Source organism: Paenibacillus sp. XY044 (assembly GCF_002257645.1).
Taxonomy (GTDB): domain Bacteria; phylum Bacillota; class Bacilli; order Paenibacillales; family Paenibacillaceae; genus Paenibacillus_AQ.
Window position 1 is genome coordinate 277786 of sequence record NZ_NQMO01000004.1, and the last position, 19790, is coordinate 297575.

Genomic DNA, 19790 nt, shown 5'->3' on the forward strand with positions numbered 1-19790 from the left:
CGCCGCCGGCTGCATCCAGCTACCCGGGGGGGTATTTGCCCCGTAAACCGTCGCATATAATCGACACGATGCGCTCGGGAAATGGCGCGCTCTCGCTGTGTGCTTGCAAAATACCGACAAGCAGGGCCCGGATGTCCCCAACGCTGGCGTCAGGCCGGACGGATCCGTTGTGTTGGGCACGGGTAAGCAGTTTGTCGAGCACGCTCCAAAAGTCTCCCACAACTTCCTTGAGCGCGGGGTCCTTGTCCAAACCGCTGCCCACAAGGGCGTCGGTTATCGCCTTATTGGCTACTGCTTCACGGATCACGATTCTAAAATAGCTGAAGAACGCTTCGCCCGGATCCCCGTGGCGGAGCCATTTTTTTGCTTCCTCAACAAGCCGCGCCTTATAGTTGACCATCACCGCCCCAAACAATTCCTCCTTGGTCGGGAAGTGCCGATACGCGGTGCCTACGCCAACCCCGGCGTGTCGGGCGATTTCATCCATGGAGACGGTGATGCCTTGGGCAGTAAAGAGCCTGTGCGCGACATCGAGCAGTTTATCCCGATTTCGTTTGGCGTCGGCACGCAGTGCTTTGGCAGAGGACAGAGTAAAGATGGAATCGGTATCGCCACCGTTACCAGCCGTTATGTTCTGTTTTGACATTTTGGGATAACACCTCGCTTGAATCCATATTACACAATGGGCGAATCGTTGACAAACGGAGAGTGTTCTCCGTATAATGATAAACGGAGAATGTTCTCCGTTTATGTGGATGAATGATTCTAATTCATGAAGTGAGGTGGTCGGCTTGACAGAAGAGACACATTCAAACGGCGCCAGTCCGCGCGAAATCATCGAACGGTTTATACGGGCTACGGCTGACAATGCATGGGATGAACTTGCAGATTTATATGCTCCCGATGTGGTTATCGAAATTCCGTTTGCTCCCCCTGGGGTTCCCAGACGGACGGAAGGAAGGGAGCTGCTCCGCGAACGATTTAAGAGCGTCGCCGGAATGAGACGGTTTGATAAGGCCGAGTTACTTGCTCTGCACGAGACCCGGGATCCGGAGGTCGTCGTTGCCGAATGGAATGTTCACGGTCATGTGACAGGGACCGGCCGCTCGTTCACCTTTTCGTATATTATGGTGGTCAGGGTTCGGGACGGACAGATCCTATCCTCCCGTGATTACTCCAACCCGATCGACGGGGCGGAGGCGTTTGACAGACTGCCACAGTTATTCCAGGCGCTTACGGACCATGCGTCATCGAATTGAGCACAAAGCTGTGCAGCCCAGCAACAGGCCTAGTACTCTTCATTTAGGCAAAGAAGCTTTTCCCATACCGGGAAAAGCTTCTTTTTTGCTGAAGGCTTAGACAATGAACCCCTGATTAACTTTGTTGCTGCACGCCTCTGAGCCACACGGCTTCGATCGACAAGGTATCCGAGATATGGCTTGTCGGGTCGCCATTCACCAGAATAAGGTCAGCGCGCGAACCTGCGGCAATCCGTCCGCGATCGTGAAGCCCGAACCGGCGGGCCGGTTTCGAGGTGGCGGACTGAAGCGCTTCGATCGGAGTGAACCCGGCCTGAACGAGCAGCTGCATTTCATGATGGACGCTGGCACCATGCGCAAGGCCGCCGAGATTCGGAACGGGAACAGGGGAGACATCCGTTCCAACCAGAATGTCCACTCCGGCCCGATGAAGGTCCATCACGTTTTTAAAACTGTTCTCTATATCGCCTTGCGGGAAAGTATTGAAGCTGGAGTTCAAAATATCGATCCATTCCGGGCTTAATTTGGAATGCACCCGCGGATCATTGGCTAAATCGGATGCCGGATTTCCGAGAATGGACGAGTTCAATACGAGGCACGGCGTCACAAATGCGCCAGAATCGGCAATGGATTGGACCAAATCGGGCGTGAGTTCAGGTCTGTCGATAAACAGGTGGCCCAATCCGTCGACTCCAAGAGCGATGGCGGTCTGCGAAGTACGAGCAGTCAGGACGTGGGCGATGACGATTTTATCGAACTTGTGGGCTTCTTCCACGGCTGCTTTAAGAATTTCGTCGCTTAGAACAGGCAGGCCGGGGGCACCCATAACCGTGCCTTCTTCAATCATGATTTTAATATAGTCCGCGCCATTCTCCACTTGGGTACGCACATGTTTGATCGCTTCTTCCACCGTCGTCACTTGGGGCACTTCTTCGTGATCGTGAGCGTAAGCCGCCAGCATAGCTTCCCGGTCTTCCTTCGATAACTTCTCCAATTCCTTTAGCACAAACTCGGGGATCTCGTCCCCATCGGGCAGCAGCTCATCCGGATGACCGCCCGGAGCGGTAATCGCGGTTCCGGCAGACCGGACATCGGCTGCGTTATCCACATTTTTCAGCTGAATCGCTCGTCCCCTTTCCGTAAAATCTCCGTTCATTTCGAGTTCGGTCGTCACGCCGAATTTTACAGCATCCCGTAATCCTCCAATGGAAGTGTGAACATGGGCATCAATCAAACCAGGCAATAATGTCGCATGGCTCGCATCCACGATGGCTGCATCTTCCGGAACGTCACTGCCCACGGCAATGATGGTCTCTCCCTGAATGAGCACATTCCTTGCATCAATAACTTGTTCCCCATCGAAAATCCGTGCATTTATAATGGCTGTAACCTTTTCTAACGTATTCTTCATTTCGTTATTCCTCCTTGGATGTGTGCTTGAAAACAATTCGAAGTATAACAGTTAGTTTACTAACAGTCAATAAACTAATATTTAAATTGACAAGCCTATGGAATCGCCGTATAGTTTAAATATTAAAAGTTAGTCTCCTAACATTTCGAGGAGGAACGATTATGAAATCTCGCAAGGATACGCTTTATCTGGACTTGTTTCAGATTATCGGCCTGAAGTTGAAGAAAAAAGCGGATGAAAGCATTAAAGAGCTGGGATTAAACGCACAGCAAGGCAAAGTCCTTGATTATATTCATAAAAACCAAGATAAAGATATCATTCAAAGGGATTTAGCCGATCGGTTTCATTTGCAGGGGGCCAGCATTACAAGCATGCTTCAAGGCCTCGAGAAAAAGGGATACATTGAGCGGAAAATTCCGGCCAATAATGAACGGCAGAAAAATATCTATGTTTTGCCAAAGGCCGTTGAATTGATTGATGCCTTTCACGACTCCTTTCAGAAGGTGGAGGACGAAATCGTTCAGACTCTGACCGAAGAGGAAAAGCAAGTGTTGAAGGGATTGCTGGTCAAAATTAATGAACGCTTGTAATCCGTTTGCGGAGAACGAAGCGGATAGCCAAAAAAGACGATCATCCCCTTTTACGGGTGATCGTCTTTTGGTGCTGGATGCGCGTTCAAAAACCGAAATCGAGGGTACTGCCAGTCTCGGCTATGGACTTGATATTGCTTAGAATCATCCACCAGAACTTCTCGGTTTTCAGATACAAAGGGTTGCTGTCGGACCATTGATCATTGATCAGGTGGAGCTTGGTGCAGGATCCCATCTTCTCCAGCCGAATCGTTACCCGGCTCTGCATCGTCTCATGTTCGGCGAAATGGGAGGGACCGGGATGGTCGGTGTAGCTGAGTGCCCGGTATTTCTCGTATGCCAGGATTTCACCGTAAATGTGCAGCGTATTTTCCCCGTCAGGCCCAGGGCCGACGAACCGGATCGGGTCGCCGACTTGCAGACTTGATTGGATGACGCCTCCCATGAAAGCGCGGGACGATTTCTCGGGGTTAAACAGCACGTCCCAGACTTCTTCAGGGTTGGCTCCAATGTAGAAAGTGTACTCCAAATGCATTTCGATTCCTCCTTGAAACAAGTATACTTACGTTGTATACATGTAACGTATCATGCCCTTTCTTAGGTTTCTTGTAAAAACGCGCCAATAGGGGGAATTCGATGCGACATCAGGTTAACCCCAACCGAGGGATTTTGCATTTTGATCCGGCACAAACGAGCGTCAAAATTACACGTCATCTGCCTTCAGCACGGCTCCGGCATTTGATTCAGCATTACTGGTTTGTCGAATGGTACTTGGAGGATCAGCCGCCGTATACACAAGAAGTTCTGCAGCATCCCGGGGTCAACATCATTTTTGAACAAGGAAGCTCGTACGTCTGTGGAATCGAAAGCAGGAAAGCCGCCTATACCCTGCAGGGGAAGGGGCTTATTGCGGGAATTCTTTATCGGCCCGGTGCCTTTCACGGTTATATTTCAGAGTCCATGTCGGAACTGGTGGACCGCAAGATGGATATCTCCAAGTTTTTTCCGTTTGATGCGGAAACGGCAGAGAAGGGGATATTTGAATCGAACGGCCTGGAAGAGAGAGTTGACCATATCGAAAGACTGCTGTGCAGTTCCATTCCGGAGCCTGATGACAAAGTGGACGAGTTGAACACGATCATCGGCGCGATCATGGAGGATCGTACGATAACGACTGTAGATTTGTTGGAGAACCGGTTCAATGTATCCAAACGCACGCTGCAGCGCATGTTTAAGCAGTACTTAGGGGTAAGCCCCAAATGGGTCATTCAACGATACCGCATGCACGAAGCCAGCGAGGCGATTGAAAATGGGGCCGATATCGCGACGGTGGCCTTGGAGCTCGGTTATTTCGACCAGGCTCATTTCAGCAAAGATTTTAAGGCGATCGTAGGAGCATCCCCTCATGCTTACCGGCGGGGGCACTAAGGTATGCAGCACATAAAGACCATATAAGTTCTATGGATTGGAACCCTAGCCTTGTGGTTATGCTGGAAACATCAGTCGTGACTTGCAGGAAGGCTTTCAGGCAGTGGTTTAAAAACATGTTATAATTTAAGTACGGCTAGCGGTTATCAAAAGTGAAAAGGAGGTTGAGCTTGAATGTCTACTCGTGATGAGAAAAAAATGTACACCTATCAAGAATGGTTAACTTGGGATGGGACATGGGAATTAATCAATGGCAAAGCGTACAATATGTCGCCGGCTCCCACTTCCCTTCATCAGTTCATTGTTGGAGAGCTGCACTTTGCACTAAGGACCTACCTTCAAAATCGTGATTGCTATGTATTTGTCGCTCCGTTTGATGTGTTTTTTAGCGAAAGTGACCAATATATTATGCCGGATCATATTGTACAACCTGATTTGTCCGTTGTTTGCTCGAAAGATCAAATTGTTAAAAACGGCTGCCAAGGCGCTCCAACGCTGATCGTCGAAGTATTGTCACCCTCTACTGCGTTAAAAGATTTTAACGAGAAATTTAACTTATATCAGAAATTCGGTGTCCAAGAGTACTGGATCGCTGATCCAGGAAATCGTACTGTTCACGTTTATGCGTTGCAGGATGGTTTGTACCAAGTCCGAGAGCTGTATACCGAACAGGATACCGTTAAATCCATTTTATTTAAAGATTTTGAAATATCATTGAGCAGGCTGTTCAGTCTGCAAACGTAAAGCGCCGGCAAGACGTTGTCTTGACCGGCGTTTTATAAGTTATTGCATGAATTCGGCAAAATCAGGAATGCTTGGATTCGCGATATAATGTCCGCCTTCGACCTGGATGGTCTGCCCGGTAATGAATTTCGATTCATCCGAAGCCAGGAACAGAACAGTGTAACCGATATCGTCCGGTTCCCCATGATACGGGAGCTTGTTGTACTTGGCGAAAATGTCCAGCACTTGCGGCGGCATATTGTTTTTAGCCGCAGGAGTAAGAATTAAGCCAGGCGCAACTGCATTGCAGCGGATGTTAGAGGCGCCGTATTGGGCTGCGATATATCTCGTAAGATTCACGACTGCGGCTTTGGATGCACCATATGCCGAACGGATGGAATCCCCCGTAAAACCTGCCATGGATGCCGTATTGATGATGGATCCGCCGCCTGCCTCGATCATATGGGGGATAGCGAACCGGCTGCCGAGCAGCACGCTTTTCAGATTGACGTTCATGAGCCGATCCCACTCCAAAAGATCCATGTTCACGACATCCAAATCCTTCTGAAGATTCGTTAAGCCTACGTTATTAAACAGCACCGTAATCGTGCCGTACTGCTTGACGGTAAACTCGACAGCTTCCCTGATCGAGCTCTCGTCGCCTGCATCGAGGAACAGGCCGTATGCTTCTCCGCCTCGCGCGTTAATCTCAGCGGCTGCCTGCTGCGCTCCTTCTACATTGAAATCCGCAATCACGACTTTAGCTCCCTCTTTAGCCAACAGCATTGCAGAGGAGAGCCCAATTCCCGAGGCTCCACCCGTAACAAGGGCGACCTTTCCATTTACTCTTGCCATGTTAAATAAACACCCACCTTTTTTTATTAAGATCATTAATATTTAGACATCTAAATAATAGCAAAGATTTTTGGGGCAAACAAGTTAACGCAGGCATGGGGAGGGCATCCAAATACAAAAGGCTAATCTCAAAGAGCGCCTTCCGCGCTATAAGATTAACCTTTTAAAAGAAATAAGAAAGGATTGGCTTCAGAACCCTTCAGACCCTGTCGGATCTGGTAACGTGAACCAACGTTAATTCAAAATCCAGCCTTTGCTCAGGGCAATGGCAACGGCGTCGATTCGATTTTTCGCTTCGAGCTTCTGCAGGATCTCCGAAATGTAGTTACGGATCGTACCTGGCGACAAATACAGCAGCTTGCTGATTTCGCTCACGGAGTAACCGTCCTTTAGGTAAGACAGAAGTTCCGATTCCCGCTCTGTTAGCGGGTTCATTTCCTTGCTCATGGCAAAGGTGAGGTGGGGACTGAATACACGGGTGCCTTGGTGGATTTTGCGCAAGGATACCGCAAGCTCCGAGACCGGAGCATCTTTCAGCAAATAGCCCATCGCGCCGGCTTGGACCGCACGCTGGTAATATCCGATCTTCGCAAAGGTCGTCACGATTGCGACGCGGCATGCGCTGCCCTCAGCCTTGAGCGCTTCAGCGACATCAAGTCCGCTTAGTGACGGCATTTCAATATCCAGTACAGCAATGTCCGGCGACTGCTTCCGGATCAGCTCCAAAGCCTGCTCGCCGGTATCCGCTTCCCCGACGATTTCGATGTCCGGCTCCATGCCGAGCAGCCGGCTGATAGCGCCTCTTAACATCCCTTGATCTTCTGCAATGACGATCTTCATCCGTCTTCCTCCTTGGTCTTACATTCGGTGATGAGGTATGGCTATCGTCACTTTCGTTCGATTCTCCTGATCCGTATTCAGCTCCAGTGTTCCTTGGATTAACGATAATCTCTCTTTCATCCCTAACAACCCCGCTCCATATTGACGCGCCTGCAGAGGCCCTTTGGTGATGCCGATCCCGTTATCGCACACGAGCAGTACATACTGCTCCTTGTCTTCAAGGATTTGAATGGAACATTTCCCGGCCCCGCTGTGCTTGACGACATTAGTTATACATTCCCGCAGGCACATGCCAAGAATATTCCGTTCGATGGGCATCATCCTGTCCGCGTCCATCCGCATGGACGTTTCGGCTTCAATGCCGGCTGTCACCAGCATTTGCTCGGCCCGGCGAAGCTCCTCCCGGATATCGATGGACTGCATATCATTGACCAGTTCCCGGATCTGCAGCAGAGTCATTCTGGATATACGCTGGACATCTCGGACTTCCATCACGGCCTGATCGGGGCTGGGCTCGATTAACCGCTCCGCCAGCTCGCTCTTAACGGTAATCATGGACAACGTCTGGCCCAGCGTATCATGCAAATCTCTGGCGATTCGCTCCCGCTCCCCGATCTTAATGATTTCAGCGTGGGCTTCAGAAAGCTTTGCGTGTACTTCGCAAGAGACATGGTACATTTTGGCCACATAGGGTACGGCAATGAATGCGATGGAGATGGGGAGCCATTCGAACCTCAGAGGTTCGGTTGCCAGGTAGGCGGACAGGGTAACCGCTGCGGCAAAACAGCCGATCATCGAACCGACCATCCAGGAAATGCGGCGATACGAAGCAAGCTGCGACATCGTAATGGCCGGGTAAAAACCGAAGCACATATGCCAAGGGGTATGAAGGAAGATGAAGAATGATACGATAACCAGTTGAATAACGATTTTCATTTCCCGGTGCTTTGGCCAAAGCATGCCCCTCCAATAAAAGAAGGCAAGCAGCAAAAACAGACCTATATCAAGCCATGCCTGTGGAAACGGTGTGAAAAATAAGTAGACTGCCGGTAGAAACAATGGCGCGAAGGTCAGCCATTTCGTTGCCATACGATTCATATCACATTCCCGCCGTTTTTAATTAGGATAGCGTCTCTTACGGATCCAAACCGGGACCCACGCAATCGACAGTGCGGCTACCAATGCATGCAGCGTATTCGCCACGCCTGCAATATCGGGTTCAGGTGGGTAAGCCCAGTCAAATAGCGACAGCAGAAGTGCCGCTCCGACGGTTATCATACCATAATAAATTCTAGGTCTGGTAGTTGTATGCAGAAGCTTATTATAAATCGCCGCTCCTATGATGTTGACTGCCACCGACATTACCATAATGGAAACGGGGTTCAACAGGGCAAAGCGGAGATCCAGAACGGCGCACAAGATATAGTACAACATCGAACACGCTACCCCTGTGACAATTCCTACGCCCAAGCCCACCTTTAAAATACTTTTCATTTCTTCACCTGCTTTCCTTTGATCACACTCCCATCGTATCATCGGAATTTTTTGCCATGTAGTTATAAATGTCATCTCTTTGTTCTGATGGCGTCCATTAATAATAACGTCGCTTTGCCCAAAACATGTTGATCTTTATAAGCGATCCCTAGTGGAACGGTAGGATGGATGTCGGCGAAGGGACGGATGACCAAGGAGCCCTCCATTTCCAGACCGCTGTACATCGGAACGATCCCGACACTGGATGCTCCTTTAAGCATTTGCTGAATGACAAAAAAACTGCCTACCTCCATGCAAGAAAAAGGATGGGGCTCCGTTTGGCGGACCGTCCTCTCCCACAGCTTCCGATAGATACAAGTCGGTTCCTTGACCAGAACCGTCAGCCCCGCCAGGTCGCTTACTGCAATGTCATCCCGCTTGGCGAGCGGATGGTCCGCACGCATCATGACCCCCAAATGATCCTCGAACAGCGGTTCAAAATCCAGCATGAGGTTTGCGGGTGGAGCCGAGCATATGCCGAAGTCCAATTCGCCGGACCGAACCCTCTCCGCGATCGATTGGCTGCCGCTCACTTCCATACTTAACTGCACTTTCGGATGCAGCCTGCAGAAGTCGGCGACGACCGGCGCTAACCTTTGGCTTGCGATGGGCTCGATCGCGGCAAAACGAACGGTCCCGCCTTCTCCCATAGCGATTTCGGAGACGGTCTGCCTTATGGATTGAACGGATTTCAACAAAGCCGCGGCCTCCTGATGGAGCCATCGGCCTGCCTCGGTGACGATCACTCGTTTGCCATCCCGAACAAATAAAGAAACACCCAGATCGGCTTCAAGGCGCTGGATCTGAAGAGTTACCGTCGAGGGAGCATATTGAAGTTCCTCGGCAGCCTTCTGGAAGTGGCCGAGACGTACGCAGGCTTCGAACGTTTTTAAGGCTCGCAAATCCATATTTATCCTCCTTGGTTTAATAAAATTAAATGATTCATTCATATAATTCAATTTTACAAAATAATGATGCTATTTTAAACTGGTCTCAACAAATCAATTGGAAGGAAAAGCGAATGATGAGCCATAAATCGGCATGGAACCGGATCACCTTGTGGGCATCGCTGTTATTTGTCGTGATCCTCGGTTTTTCCCGGCTCTCTTACGGCATGTTTCTGCCGGGAATCCAGCGGGAACTCGGGGGAAGCTACAGTCAACTGGGTATCTTGGGGACGGTCAACTTTATCGGTTATTTGGCGGGGACCTTGTGCCTGCCTCCCTTGATCTCACGGTTTCCGGACCGCAAGCATGCCATCAATCGAACGACGTGTTTTTTGCTTGGGTTTGCTATGATCGGCTCGGCATTTAGCGATCATTACACCCCACTCGGTCTATGGCGTTTCGCCATAGGATTTCTATCGGCCATCGCCACGGTGCTCGTTTTGTCCATTGCGATGGACGCCGTTCGACCGGCTGAGCAGGGGGTGGCTTCTGGCCTGATTTGGCTGGGCGGTTCTGCAGGCATTCTAGTGACGGGATTATCCGCTCCGCTTACGATCGACCCGTCCTACTTGCAGGGATGGCGGTACGCTTGGGCAGCTATGGGCGCATTCGGCATCGCGGCGGCGTTCGGTTTCACGGTTGTCACCAACAAGCGGAGATTGGGAAAGTTATCTTCACAGGCGGATATGAAAACGCCGGATCAAGAACGTGTCAACGTATACCGGCTTCTATTTAGCCCCGAAAAGCTCTTGTTCTTAATCGGTTCTTATTTTTTCTTTGGCGCGGGATACATTATTTACTTCACGTATTTGATTCCTTATCTGGTAAGCAAGGGCATACCGTCCCTCTATGCCGGGCTGATCTGGTCCGGCATCGGCTTAGCGGGCTTATTTAACGGATGGATCGGCGGCAGGGCCATCGACCGGTGGCCGAGCGGGTTTACGCTGGCGGCAGGGGTGTCTTTGGGAACCATAGGCGTACTTGGCGTAACAACCGGCGATCTGTTTTTAACTGCACTGGGTGCGGTGACGATCGGACTTGTTTCTTTTATAACCCCGCCGCTGATGACGACTTCGCTGCTTCGGCGCCACGTTCCTCAGCACGCCTATGCGGCCTGTCTCAGCATCGCCACTGCCTTTTTTGCGGCTGGACAGATTATAGGGCCTATCGTCGGCGGGGTAGGAGTGCAGCAGTACGGTTTGCAATTCGGCGTAGCGTCGAGCGCGATTTTTATGGGAATATCCGCGGGGTTGGCTGCACTATACGGACGAAAACAACGGAAACCGAAGACGCGTGACCTGCATCTCGGCGCCTGAATCAACATGGTGAAGAATGACGCGACCTGATGTATTAGAGGTTTGAAGAGATTCGGGAAAAGCTTTTTTATGATAAGGGGAGGAATCATACGATGGCAGCACAAACTCTATTGGCACAAAGAAAATATTTCAAATCGGGCAATCTCCGGCTGTCCTACCTTGATTTTGGCGGAGACAGCAAGCGGGTGCTGGTATTGCTGCATGGGTACATGGCCAATGCAAGAACATTCTCGGAGCTGGCGGTCCGATTCAAGGGTTGGCGGGTGATTGCAATGGATCAGCGGGGACATGGATGGAGCGACCATTCCCCAGGGCAGGAGTACGCCAGGGAAGATTACGTAAACGATATTTGGAATCTGGTTCAGTCGGAGCTTGGGGGACAGCCGGTTACAATTTTGGGGCATTCTTTGGGTGGATTAAATGCGTATCAATTCGCGGCCCGTTATCCCGAATGCGTGACGGCTCTGATCGTGGAGGATATCGGCGCGGAGATTAACGCGGATTTTTCATTTGCCGGCAAGCTCCCGTTCCGCTCCCCTTCCTTGAAGGAGCTGAGAGAATCGCTTGCTGGTGCAGGCCTCCGGGCCATCGACTATTTTGCCGAGAGCGTGCTGGAGGATGAACAAGGCTGGGGCTTCCGAACGGATCTGAAGGGGCTGCAGGTATCCGTCCCCCAATCCAACGGGGTATGGTGGGATGACTGGTTAGGCTCGAGCTGCCCGATCCTTCTGATTCATGGCGGAAAGAGCTTCATCCTGGATACCGATCAGGCGAGACGCATGGAAGCAAGAAGGCCGGGCACGAAGCTCATCGTTTTCGAACAATGCGGTCACGGTGTCCACTCCGATGATTTAGATGGTTATGCTCAAGCGGTGATTGACTTTCTCGCCGCTCCCGATGCCATCCGATCAGCCCAGCGGGAAGAAGGGTGAAACAGAGGTTTTCCTAATAGAGGCAGTAACCGTGATCCCACTGTAAATGCAGCCGTGGGGCTGGCATCCAAATACAAAAGGTTAATCTTAGGGAGCGGTTCTTGCTCATTAAGATTAACCTTTTTATAGATATTAGAAAGTGTTAGCTTCGGAAACTCGGCATCCTTATATCGCAAGAAAAAACTTCCGCTAAATGAAGTCTCGTAGCGGATTTAATACAAGCGTTCTTCGCCGGTAACGGGATTTTTAAAGGCGGAACGGACGTCACTGCTGCTGAGTTCTCCGGCGAATTCGGTGTCTTGGGCGTCCGAAACCTTGTTGTGGTTTGCTTTTGCAGCCTGATCCTTTGCTTCGTCTTCTTTGGCGGGGTGGTTATCCTTTTCCATATCGTATGGGTGCCTCCCTTATATAGAAATCCATGTATCGTTAGGATGCAACTTACAGCCTGTATCTATGCATCAGGGAGCTGCCTTCTAAATCGCTGATTGATTTGTTAAACGAAGACCTTTATTCTTTACACCTGTGCCGTAGGACGGATGACGATTTCGTTAATATCCACATCGGCCGGCTGCTCAATCGCGAAAGCGATCGCGCGTGCAACGGCATCCGGCGGCAAACCCAGCCCGTCTCTAACCGCTGTCAGCCGATCCTTCACTTCCTGATTGGGTATTCCGTCGATAAAGTTCGTCTGCACAACACCCGGGGAAATGACCGTTACGCGTATGCGATCGCCAGCCTCCTGCCGGAGCCCTTCGGAGATGGCGCGAACGGCAAACTTGGAGCCGGAATAAACCGCCTGGTTCGCAACGGTCTTCAGTCCAGCAGTAGACGCGATATTTACAAAATGCCCGAAGTTCTGCTTGCGGAAAATAGGCAGCGCTGCGGCGATGCCGTATAATACGCCCTTCGTGTTGACGTCGATAGTCGCTTCCCAGTCTTCCACGCGCAGTTCATCCAGCGGCGAGATCGGTCCGATACCTGCATTGTTGATGAGGACGTCCAGTTTTCCATATCGTTCGCAGGCCAGTTGGACCAGAAGGGACAGGTCTTCTTTGTTTGTTACATCTATGCTTGCATATACGGCCTCTCCGCCGCTGCTTTCGATCCGCGCCACGATGTCCTGGAGCTGATCCTTACGGCGGGCCCCAAGAACAAGCGTTGCTCCACGCTCGGCAAGCCGCACGGCCGCTGCTTCGCCAATTCCACCGCTTGCGCCTGTAATGGCAATCACTTTGCCTTTGATTCCTGACATCGTTGTATCGTTCAAATTCATAACCGAATCCTTCTTTCATCGAATATTTGCCTTGCTAGATAGAATGAACTAAAGAAATGCAAAACTTTAGTTCAATCTATATAATTCCATGATAAGAAAAATCAGTCGGAACCCTGTAGGCCATTCTTGCGGGATCCTTGCCTATTCCTGTCCGGTCCTGGTTTATAATAGATTAACCAAGTTAAACGAAAAGGAGCTGTAATCAAGCCTTGAACCCACAAGTCTCTGAATTAGCCCGGCAAATTGCACGTCATGTGCCGGTGGACGGGGTGCATTCTACGGCGATTCCCGAGCTGTGCTTCCGGCGTGCGTCCCGGGAATCAGAACCGACGCATACGATCAACATGCCCTCGCTGTACATCATTGTCCAGGGATCCAAAACAGCTGCGTTGGCCGGAGACAGCTTCCTGCTTGATCCAGGTACGTATATGGTGACTTCCGTCCATCTGCCGGTGATCGGGAAAATTATCGAGGCTTCGCCGGAAACGCCTTATTTAAGCCTGGCATTGACGCTCAATCCGGATGTCCTTGTGGATATCAACAAGAAGTCCAGCCCGCCTCCAAAGGAAAGGGGTAAAGGGGAAGGGCGGGGCATTCTGGTCCATCCGTCCACTCCTCCCTTGCTGGATGCGATGCTGCGTCTCGTCCATCTGTTAGATACACCCGCCGATATCGACATGCTGGCACCGCTCGTCATCCGGGAAATATTTTATCGGGTTCTGCAGGGCGAGCAGGGAGCGGCCATCAGGCAGTTTGCCGTGATCGGAAGCTATGCCCAGGGCATATCAAGCGCCATTCATCAAATCAACGAAAATTACGCACAGCCACTGGTGATGGAAGAGTTGGCAACCCGGGTCAACATGAGCCCGACGACCTTTCACAAGCAATTCAAACGGGTAACGGCGATGAGCCCGCTGCAGTATCAGAAAATGATCCGCCTGCAAACGGCACGACGGCTTCTGCTTACGGAAGGCTTGGATGCCGCAACGGCCGGCTTTCAGGTCGGCTACGGGAGCCCCTCCCAATTCAGCAGGGAATACGCCCGTCTATTCGGACGCCCGCCGATGAGCGATGTTCAGCACCTGCGCGATTCGCTGGGGGAAGGATAAAGGACGGGATCATTTCGATACTAAACAGCTATATTATTTCTTTCCCTATCACCCTGAAAGGCAAATAAATTATGATCAATATAATGAAATTCGGGAAAGTGAAGCGAGAGGGTGACTTCGATGTTCGAATCGATTTATGATCAACAGAACCGATGGGGGAAGGACGACACGTTTTTCATGCGTATAATCGAGCGGATCAAGCCCCACAGGATAGCCGATTTAGGCTGCGGAACCGGAAGGCTGACGCTGCATATGGCGGGTAAAGGTTATGACGTGACCGGCCTGGATCCCGACGAAGCATCGATTCGGATCGCCAAGCAGAAAGATACGGGCAACTCCGTGTTATGGGTGATTGGAACGTCCGAAAATCTGGAGCCGGACCGCTTTAATGTGGTGATGATGACGTCCAACGTGGCGCAGGTTTTTGTGACGGACGCGGAATGGACAGCCACACTGCATAACATTTTTCAGTCCTTGAGGCCGGGAGGATATCTTCTGTTCGATACCAGAAATCCCCTCGCACGCGCCTGGGAACGCTGGACCAAGGAACACTCTCTCAGTGAAGTCGTGGATCCGGCAACGAAGGCGAACATCAGAACTTGGCATGAAACGACTTCGGTCCATCTGCCTCTGGTGACGTACGATACTTTTTATCAAAATCTGGATACCCGTGAGGTTCAGAGCGAAGACGACACGCTGATTTTCAGGGAGAGGGAGACGCTCAGGCAGGATCTGCTTGCTGCAGGCTTTCAGCAGGTGAATATATACGGAGACTGGGAATTCCAGCAGGCGGGGTTAGATGCCAAGTCCTTCATCTGCGCTGCTAAAAAGTGAATCGAAGCAGAATACCATCATGGTTTCTGCAGTGAAACAGCCTGCCGGCATAAACCGGCAGGCTGTTCTGCTAACGTATAAGATTCATAAGAGCAACGGGGGTAGACGCTGAACCGCCCCAGATTTTACGGAGAACTGCTTACTCGGCGGTTTCGTCCAAGTCTTCCGTATACCCTAAAATACCGCGCTTGAAATAAAGCAGCTTTTCGTCCGCGGTCGATTCCATGAGATTGGTAATCAGGAGTTGGGCGCTTTCTTTGTACTGCTGACCGTTGTACAGCGCCATGGCAAGAAAAACCTGGAGTGCCCGATTGTCAGGGAATTCCTGGACGCCTCTGCGCAGGGTTGCGATCGACTTCTCATATTGTCCCCAGTAGCGGTAGGTGCTCCCCAAACCGAGCAGGCAGCGCTCCAGATCGTTACCGGAAAGGCCGAGATGCAAGGCGCGTTCGTAGTAGGGGATCGCTTCCTTCCCCAATCCAGAATTGTCATGGGCGATCCCGGTCTGGTAGTTTACCTGCGCATCGTTCGGATCTTCGTTAAGCAGCTCCAACAGCCGGGCGCGTACATCGGCCAGAAGTTCTTGATCCTGGTTGGCGCGTCCCTGTTCACGAAGAATAGTGAGTTGCTGCAGCTGGTCTTTTGGCACGTTGCTTCACTCCTATCATTTTCCACATGAAGGAATTCTAACACAGTGCCGGAAGGGCGTCTATTTGTAGGCAGGTTAAAATGGTATGATGACGAATAGAAAGTTTGCTCTTTGGGTTAGAGAGGTGAAATGATGCGAGTAATTACTTTATGCGGGTCTACTAAATTCAAAAGGCAATTTGAACAGGTCAACGCTTATTTAACGCTTAAGGGAAATATTGTGATAAGCCTAGCGTTCTTTGAGCAAAGTGAAGGAATGGAATTGACGACAGAACAGGCTGAACTGCTCGGCGATCTTCATTTAAAAAAATTGATTTGTCCGATGAAATCTTTGTCATTGATGTCGAAGGTTATATTGGGGAGCAGCACAAAAAAAGAAATTGAGTATGCTGAAAGAAACGGGAAGACTGTTCGGTATTATTCAATGACGGATGTTCCTGAAAATTAGATGGGGAGGGGTACACATAAGTAATGAGAATTACGATATTCCCCTTTTCCTTCTACCGGCGTCCCCCTCACGGGGGATTTTCTATTATCTAAATTCGTTTTATAGTAGTAAAATACAGCCTGAAAACAATCAATAAGGAAGCAAGGGAGGGGCATCATGAATACGCGCCGGAACCCATGCCTTATAGGAGAAAACCATGGGGGAATTAACATGACGTTAATCTATCGGCGCTAGAATGAAAGGTAGCATCCGCATGGATCGATCGCATTGTTGTACTCGAGGGCTTATGTCGCCGGCAGATCAACGCGTTGATTCTATCGATTTTATTTTTTTGGGAGGAAATATCAAGATGAGTTTAAAAGGGAAATCGATATCGATTCTATCGGCGGCTGCCCTGCTAGGCGCCCTGGTGCCGCATGTATCCGCAGATGCACCCCTGTCCGACATTTCAAACAGTTATGCCAAAGACGCGATAAATGAGCTTGTCAGCAAAGGAATCATCCATGGAACAGGCGATGGAAAATTCAATCCGGCTAGCGGCATCCAGCGGCAGGACTTTGCGGTCATCTTGGCCAACGCGCTGCAATTGGACCTTAGCCATCCGCCGGGAACGCCGACCTTCAAAGACGTACCGAAAGAAAACTATGCCTATGCTGCCGTGGAAGCGGCGTTCAAGGCGGGATTGTTCAAAGGCATGGGGAACGGGATTTTCGGAGCGGGCCAAAACCTTACCCGTGAGCAAATGGCGGTGATTTTCGTGAACGCCTTAGGCGTCAATCCTGCAGGGAAAGGCGGTAATTTAACGTTCTCCGACGCTGCATCCATCTCCGCATGGGCCAAAGACGCCGTCGCCGTTGCCGTTGAATTGGGACTCATACATGGATACCCCGACGGTACCTTCAATCCTGGAAATCAGGCGAGCCGCCAGGACGCAGCCCTGGTGACGGTCCAGTTTCTGAACGACAAGGCAAAGGCGGACGAAGGCAGCATCCAGCCGCCCGTGGTATCGCCCACAACGCCTCTACCCACACCGACTCCAACACCGACTCCAACACCGACACCGACTCCGTCGACGCCATCTTCCGGCGGGGACGCATCCTCAGGCGGAGGGGAAGGAACTCCTCATCAGAATCCGGATCAAGCCGCTGCAGAACCGGTGATAGCAGAAATCGCAGCATTGCCTGCAAAAGCAAATATCAAGTTATCCGACAAACCGGCCATCGTCCAAGCCCGCGCCCATTACGATGCATTAACGGATAGCCAAAAGACGAGGGTAGGCAATATCGCCAAGTTGACGGACGCCGAACAAACGATTGCCGTACTGGAAGCCCAAGCAGCGCTGGATGAGCAGGCCGCAGCGCCGGTCCGAGCCGAAATCGCTTCCTTGCCGGCGAAAGCCGATGTCACATTGTCTGATAAAGGGGCGGTAAGCGAGGCCCGCACCCATTACGCTACGCTAACGGATGCGCAAAAGGCCTTGGTAGGCGACATTGCCAAGTTAACGGAGGCCGAACAAGCGATTGCTGATCTGGAAGCCCAAGCTGCGTTGGATGAAGCGGCGGCAGCTCCGGTCCGAGAGGAACTTGCAGCATTGCCAGCGAAAGCGGACGTCAAACTGAGCGACAAACCGACGGTGACGGAAGCACGCGCACACTACGATGCGCTAACGGATGCGCAGAAAGCCTTGGTAGGCGACATCGCCAAATTGACGGAGGCCGAACAAGCGATCGGCGAACTGGAAGCCCAAGCAGCGTTGGATGAAGCGGCGGCAGCTCCGGTCCGAGAAGAAATCGCAGCATTGACGGCAAAAGCGGATATCAAGCTGACCGATGAACCGGCTGTAACGTCAGCCCGCGCTCATTACGATGATTTAACGGATAGCCAAAAGACGCGGGTAGGTGATATCGCCAGGCTGACGGACGCCGAACAAACGATTGCCGAACTGGAAGCCCAAGCAGCGCTGGATGAGCAGGCTGCAGCGCCGGTACTAGAAGAAATCGCAGCATTGCCGGCGAAGGCGGATATCAAGCTGACCGACAAACCGACGGTAACGCAAGCCCGCGCACACTACGATGCGCTAACGGATGCGCAAAGGGCCTTGGTAGGCAACATTGCCAAGTTAACGGATGCTGAGCAAGCGATTGCTGAACTGGAAGCCCAAGCGGCGTTGGATGAAGCGGCGGCAGCTCCGGTCCGAGAGGAACTTGCAGCATTGCCAGCGAAAGCGGACGTCAAACTGAGCGACAAACCGACGGTAACGCAAGCCCGCGCCCATTATCATGCGCTAACGGATACGCAAAAAGCCTTGGTAGGCGACATCGCCAAATTGACGGAGGCCGAACAAGCGATTGCCGAGCTTGAAGCCCAAGCAGCGCTGGATGAGCAGGCCGCAGCGCCGATCCGAGGGGAAATCGCAGCATTGCCAGCGAAAGCGGATATCAAGCTGACCGATGAACCGGCGGTAATGGCAATCCGGGCCCATTACGCTGCTTTAACGGATAGCCAAAAGACGCGGGTAGGCGATATCGCCAAGTTGACGGATGCCGAGGACATGATCAGGGATTTGAAAATCGTGGCCGCGGCCAAAGGGAATTTGCAGGTCGTTTACAACGGCGTTGCAGAGAAGATCGCGCTACCAAGCGCCCAAGACGGCGCGACAATTGCTTGGAGCCTGAAAGACCCGGTGCAATCATCGATCGTGGATATAACGACCGGCAGCGTGCAGCGCGAAGGATTGAACGAAAATACGGACGTCGTCCTCATCACGAACATCGCCGCAGGAGCTGCCTCCGATACGAAAGAGATAAGCATTCGTGTGAAAGCTATCAATGGCGAACCGGAGACGATCACGAGCAAAGCCATCGCCGATTTTGACTTTTCCACCATCTATGCAACGCAAGCCCGAGGGGAGAGCTTCAAGGTCGATACGACCAACTTCCAAAGCGAGCCTAAACATTTCACGATCAGCGACGGGAAGATAACGATCCCTGTCGATTTGACATGGAATATTCCCCTAGGCGAGTTTACCGCAGGGCAAGTCGTGGGCTCGGCCGTCGACAGTTTTATTCAGGATTACTGCAATGCGCATGGAATCGACCTGGGGAACCGAACTTTGGGTGCCGTCGGGTTCGGGGATACGTTCTCGATCTTTGCATTCAGCACCGGCTCGGAGTCCTCCGTTACGTTAGGCGGGCCTGACTGGCAATATTTCTTTCCGCAAAGCCAATATAACGGAACCGATATCGACCATAGCAAGAATCGTACGTTTAACGTGAGCGATGGGGAGCATACGGCCATCGTAACGTTAGATTGGCAGTATGCCACCATAGAGGCCTTGGTTGGGGTCATTAATCGCCAGCTGCAAGGTGCATCTGTTTCCGCCACGGCGGAAACGGTAAACGCCAATCAGTTCAAGCTGGTTGCCAACTCGACGGACATTCTGCTATCCGTTTCCGGCGCGGATGAAAATCAGTTTTTTGAGGAATAAAGCGTGCAAAGCCCGAATCCACCGGCAGGTGATTCGGGCTTTTTTTTCAGTACGCCCGTGCTGGGTGTTATCTCTAGGTGAAAGTCCCGAACGGGGGGCTGACGACTTGCTGTTGAAGATGCTATAAGAAAGGCAGCGTGGTTTTAAGCGTGGGGGA

20 protein-coding genes and 1 pseudogene are annotated in these 19790 nt (G+C 51.4%); 10 read left to right on the forward strand and 11 right to left on the reverse strand.

From position 1 onward, the window contains the following. Nucleotides 1–19 precede the first annotated feature (19 nt). Complete coding sequence (locus CJP46_RS18735) at nucleotides 20–646, reverse strand: TetR/AcrR family transcriptional regulator (protein ID WP_179281218.1); 627 nt, start codon at nucleotides 644–646, stop codon at nucleotides 20–22. 145 nt (nucleotides 647–791) lie between these two features. Here CJP46_RS18735 and CJP46_RS18740 point away from each other — a divergent pair, with 145 nt between their 5' ends. Then, complete coding sequence (locus CJP46_RS18740) at nucleotides 792–1259, forward strand: nuclear transport factor 2 family protein (RefSeq protein ID WP_179281219.1); 468 nt, start codon at nucleotides 792–794, stop codon at nucleotides 1257–1259. 115 nt (nucleotides 1260–1374) lie between these two features. On the opposite strand, the gene CJP46_RS18745 is transcribed toward CJP46_RS18740, so the two are convergent. After that, nucleotides 1375–2670, reverse strand: coding sequence for an amidohydrolase family protein (locus tag CJP46_RS18745; protein WP_094597151.1), 1296 nt, complete (start codon nucleotides 2668–2670; stop codon nucleotides 1375–1377). 161 nt (nucleotides 2671–2831) lie between these two features. On the opposite strand from CJP46_RS18745, the gene CJP46_RS18750 reads away from it, so the two are divergent. Further along, nucleotides 2832–3260, forward strand: coding sequence for a MarR family winged helix-turn-helix transcriptional regulator (locus tag CJP46_RS18750; protein ID WP_094597152.1), 429 nt, complete (start codon nucleotides 2832–2834; stop codon nucleotides 3258–3260). A gap of 85 nt (nucleotides 3261–3345) precedes the next feature. Here the strand turns inward: CJP46_RS18750 and CJP46_RS18755 are convergent, their stop codons facing one another. Further along, nucleotides 3346–3795: an SRPBCC domain-containing protein gene (locus CJP46_RS18755; protein WP_094597153.1), complete on the reverse strand. Its 450-nt coding sequence runs from the start codon at nucleotides 3793–3795 to the stop codon at nucleotides 3346–3348. A gap of 101 nt (nucleotides 3796–3896) precedes the next feature. Here CJP46_RS18755 and CJP46_RS18760 point away from each other — a divergent pair, with 101 nt between their 5' ends. Together CJP46_RS18760 and CJP46_RS18765 are read left to right on the forward strand one after the other, a co-directional pair. Beyond that, nucleotides 3897–4688: an AraC family transcriptional regulator gene (locus tag CJP46_RS18760; RefSeq protein WP_094597154.1), complete on the forward strand. Its 792-nt coding sequence runs from the start codon at nucleotides 3897–3899 to the stop codon at nucleotides 4686–4688. A gap of 174 nt (nucleotides 4689–4862) precedes the next feature. Then, nucleotides 4863–5432 carry a Uma2 family endonuclease gene (locus CJP46_RS18765; RefSeq protein ID WP_094597155.1) on the forward strand — a complete coding sequence of 190 codons (570 nt, stop codon included), beginning with the start codon at nucleotides 4863–4865 and terminating at the stop codon, nucleotides 5430–5432. A gap of 39 nt (nucleotides 5433–5471) precedes the next feature. Here CJP46_RS18765 and CJP46_RS18770 read toward each other — a convergent pair whose 3' ends face one another. The 5 genes from CJP46_RS18770 to CJP46_RS18790 all read right to left on the reverse strand — a co-directional run bounded on the left by CJP46_RS18770 (nucleotide 5472) and on the right by CJP46_RS18790 (nucleotide 9547). Beyond that, nucleotides 5472–6266 (reverse strand): SDR family NAD(P)-dependent oxidoreductase, encoded by a 795-nt coding sequence (locus CJP46_RS18770; RefSeq protein ID WP_094597156.1) that lies wholly within the window; start codon nucleotides 6264–6266, stop codon nucleotides 5472–5474. 234 nt (nucleotides 6267–6500) lie between these two features. Further along, entirely contained in the window at nucleotides 6501–7106 is a 606-nt protein-coding gene (locus CJP46_RS18775) for a response regulator transcription factor (RefSeq protein WP_094597157.1), read from the reverse strand. A gap of 18 nt (nucleotides 7107–7124) precedes the next feature. Then, nucleotides 7125–8204, reverse strand: coding sequence for a sensor histidine kinase (locus CJP46_RS18780; protein ID WP_094597158.1), 1080 nt, complete (start codon nucleotides 8202–8204; stop codon nucleotides 7125–7127). 18 nt (nucleotides 8205–8222) lie between these two features. Beyond that, entirely contained in the window at nucleotides 8223–8600 is a 378-nt protein-coding gene (locus tag CJP46_RS18785) for a hypothetical protein (RefSeq protein WP_094597159.1), read from the reverse strand. A gap of 71 nt (nucleotides 8601–8671) precedes the next feature. Next, on the reverse strand, nucleotides 8672–9547 hold the full coding sequence (locus CJP46_RS18790; protein WP_094597160.1) for a LysR family transcriptional regulator: 876 nt from the start codon (nucleotides 9545–9547) through the stop codon (nucleotides 8672–8674). A gap of 113 nt (nucleotides 9548–9660) precedes the next feature. Between CJP46_RS18790 and CJP46_RS18795 the strand changes: the two genes are divergently transcribed. Both CJP46_RS18795 and CJP46_RS18800 read left to right on the forward strand, forming a co-directional pair. Next, entirely contained in the window at nucleotides 9661–10902 is a 1242-nt protein-coding gene (locus CJP46_RS18795) for a YbfB/YjiJ family MFS transporter (RefSeq protein WP_256992417.1), read from the forward strand. A gap of 92 nt (nucleotides 10903–10994) precedes the next feature. Next, the gene (locus CJP46_RS18800; protein ID WP_094597161.1) at nucleotides 10995–11834 is read left to right on the forward strand and encodes an alpha/beta fold hydrolase; all 840 of its coding nucleotides are present in this window, start codon (nucleotides 10995–10997) and stop codon (nucleotides 11832–11834) included. A gap of 212 nt (nucleotides 11835–12046) precedes the next feature. Here the strand turns inward: CJP46_RS18800 and CJP46_RS36575 are convergent, their stop codons facing one another. Next, nucleotides 12047–12220, reverse strand: a complete 174-nt coding sequence (locus tag CJP46_RS36575; RefSeq protein ID WP_179281220.1) for a hypothetical protein — start codon at nucleotides 12218–12220, stop codon at nucleotides 12047–12049. A gap of 128 nt (nucleotides 12221–12348) precedes the next feature. After that, the gene (locus tag CJP46_RS18805) at nucleotides 12349–13107 is read right to left on the reverse strand and encodes an SDR family oxidoreductase (protein ID WP_218831040.1); all 759 of its coding nucleotides are present in this window, start codon (nucleotides 13105–13107) and stop codon (nucleotides 12349–12351) included. Between the two features lie 209 nt (nucleotides 13108–13316). Here CJP46_RS18805 and CJP46_RS18810 point away from each other — a divergent pair, with 209 nt between their 5' ends. After that, entirely contained in the window at nucleotides 13317–14216 is a 900-nt protein-coding gene (locus CJP46_RS18810; protein WP_094597162.1) for an AraC family transcriptional regulator, read from the forward strand. A gap of 120 nt (nucleotides 14217–14336) precedes the next feature. Continuing rightward, nucleotides 14337–15050 (forward strand): class I SAM-dependent methyltransferase, encoded by a 714-nt coding sequence (locus CJP46_RS18815; protein ID WP_094597163.1) that lies wholly within the window; start codon nucleotides 14337–14339, stop codon nucleotides 15048–15050. Between the two features lie 139 nt (nucleotides 15051–15189). On the opposite strand, the gene CJP46_RS18820 is transcribed toward CJP46_RS18815, so the two are convergent. Beyond that, on the reverse strand, nucleotides 15190–15699 hold the full coding sequence (locus tag CJP46_RS18820; protein WP_094597164.1) for a tetratricopeptide repeat protein: 510 nt from the start codon (nucleotides 15697–15699) through the stop codon (nucleotides 15190–15192). A 132-nt stretch (nucleotides 15700–15831) separates the two neighbouring features. On the opposite strand from CJP46_RS18820, the pseudogene CJP46_RS18825 reads away from it, so the two are divergent. Both CJP46_RS18825 and CJP46_RS18830 read left to right on the forward strand, forming a co-directional pair. Beyond that, a pseudogene (locus CJP46_RS18825) lies at nucleotides 15832–16146 on the forward strand (hypothetical protein). Between the two features lie 349 nt (nucleotides 16147–16495). Continuing rightward, nucleotides 16496–19633: an S-layer homology domain-containing protein gene (locus tag CJP46_RS18830; RefSeq protein ID WP_179281221.1), complete on the forward strand. Its 3138-nt coding sequence runs from the start codon at nucleotides 16496–16498 to the stop codon at nucleotides 19631–19633. Nucleotides 19634–19790 lie beyond the last annotated feature (157 nt).

What these genes read in the sequence shown, in the direction of transcription:
- CJP46_RS18735 (WP_179281218.1), bottom strand. Translation starts at nt 646, where the DNA reads ATGTCAAAACAGAACATAACGGCTGGTAACGGTGGCGATACCGATTCC.
- CJP46_RS18745 (WP_094597151.1), bottom strand. Translation starts at nt 2,670, where the DNA reads ATGAAGAATACGTTAGAAAAGGTTACAGCCATTATAAATGCACGGATT.
- CJP46_RS18750 (WP_094597152.1), top strand. Translation starts at nt 2,832, where the DNA reads ATGAAATCTCGCAAGGATACGCTTTATCTGGACTTGTTTCAGATTATC.
- CJP46_RS18755 (WP_094597153.1), bottom strand. Translation starts at nt 3,795, where the DNA reads ATGCATTTGGAGTACACTTTCTACATTGGAGCCAACCCTGAAGAAGTC.
- CJP46_RS18760 (WP_094597154.1), top strand. Translation starts at nt 3,897, where the DNA reads ATGCGACATCAGGTTAACCCCAACCGAGGGATTTTGCATTTTGATCCG.
- CJP46_RS18765 (WP_094597155.1), top strand. Translation starts at nt 4,863, where the DNA reads ATGTCTACTCGTGATGAGAAAAAAATGTACACCTATCAAGAATGGTTA.
- CJP46_RS18770 (WP_094597156.1), bottom strand. Translation starts at nt 6,266, where the DNA reads ATGGCAAGAGTAAATGGAAAGGTCGCCCTTGTTACGGGTGGAGCCTCG.
- CJP46_RS18775 (WP_094597157.1), bottom strand. Translation starts at nt 7,106, where the DNA reads ATGAAGATCGTCATTGCAGAAGATCAAGGGATGTTAAGAGGCGCTATC.
- CJP46_RS18780 (WP_094597158.1), bottom strand. Translation starts at nt 8,204, where the DNA reads ATGAATCGTATGGCAACGAAATGGCTGACCTTCGCGCCATTGTTTCTA.
- CJP46_RS18785 (WP_094597159.1), bottom strand. Translation starts at nt 8,600, where the DNA reads ATGAAAAGTATTTTAAAGGTGGGCTTGGGCGTAGGAATTGTCACAGGG.
- CJP46_RS18790 (WP_094597160.1), bottom strand. Translation starts at nt 9,547, where the DNA reads ATGGATTTGCGAGCCTTAAAAACGTTCGAAGCCTGCGTACGTCTCGGC.
- CJP46_RS18795 (WP_256992417.1), top strand. Translation starts at nt 9,661, where the DNA reads ATGATGAGCCATAAATCGGCATGGAACCGGATCACCTTGTGGGCATCG.
- CJP46_RS18800 (WP_094597161.1), top strand. Translation starts at nt 10,995, where the DNA reads ATGGCAGCACAAACTCTATTGGCACAAAGAAAATATTTCAAATCGGGC.
- CJP46_RS36575 (WP_179281220.1), bottom strand. Translation starts at nt 12,220, where the DNA reads ATGGAAAAGGATAACCACCCCGCCAAAGAAGACGAAGCAAAGGATCAG.
- CJP46_RS18805 (WP_218831040.1), bottom strand. Translation starts at nt 13,107, where the DNA reads ATGAATTTGAACGATACAACGATGTCAGGAATCAAAGGCAAAGTGATT.
- CJP46_RS18815 (WP_094597163.1), top strand. Translation starts at nt 14,337, where the DNA reads ATGTTCGAATCGATTTATGATCAACAGAACCGATGGGGGAAGGACGAC.
- CJP46_RS18830 (WP_179281221.1), top strand. Translation starts at nt 16,496, where the DNA reads ATGAGTTTAAAAGGGAAATCGATATCGATTCTATCGGCGGCTGCCCTG.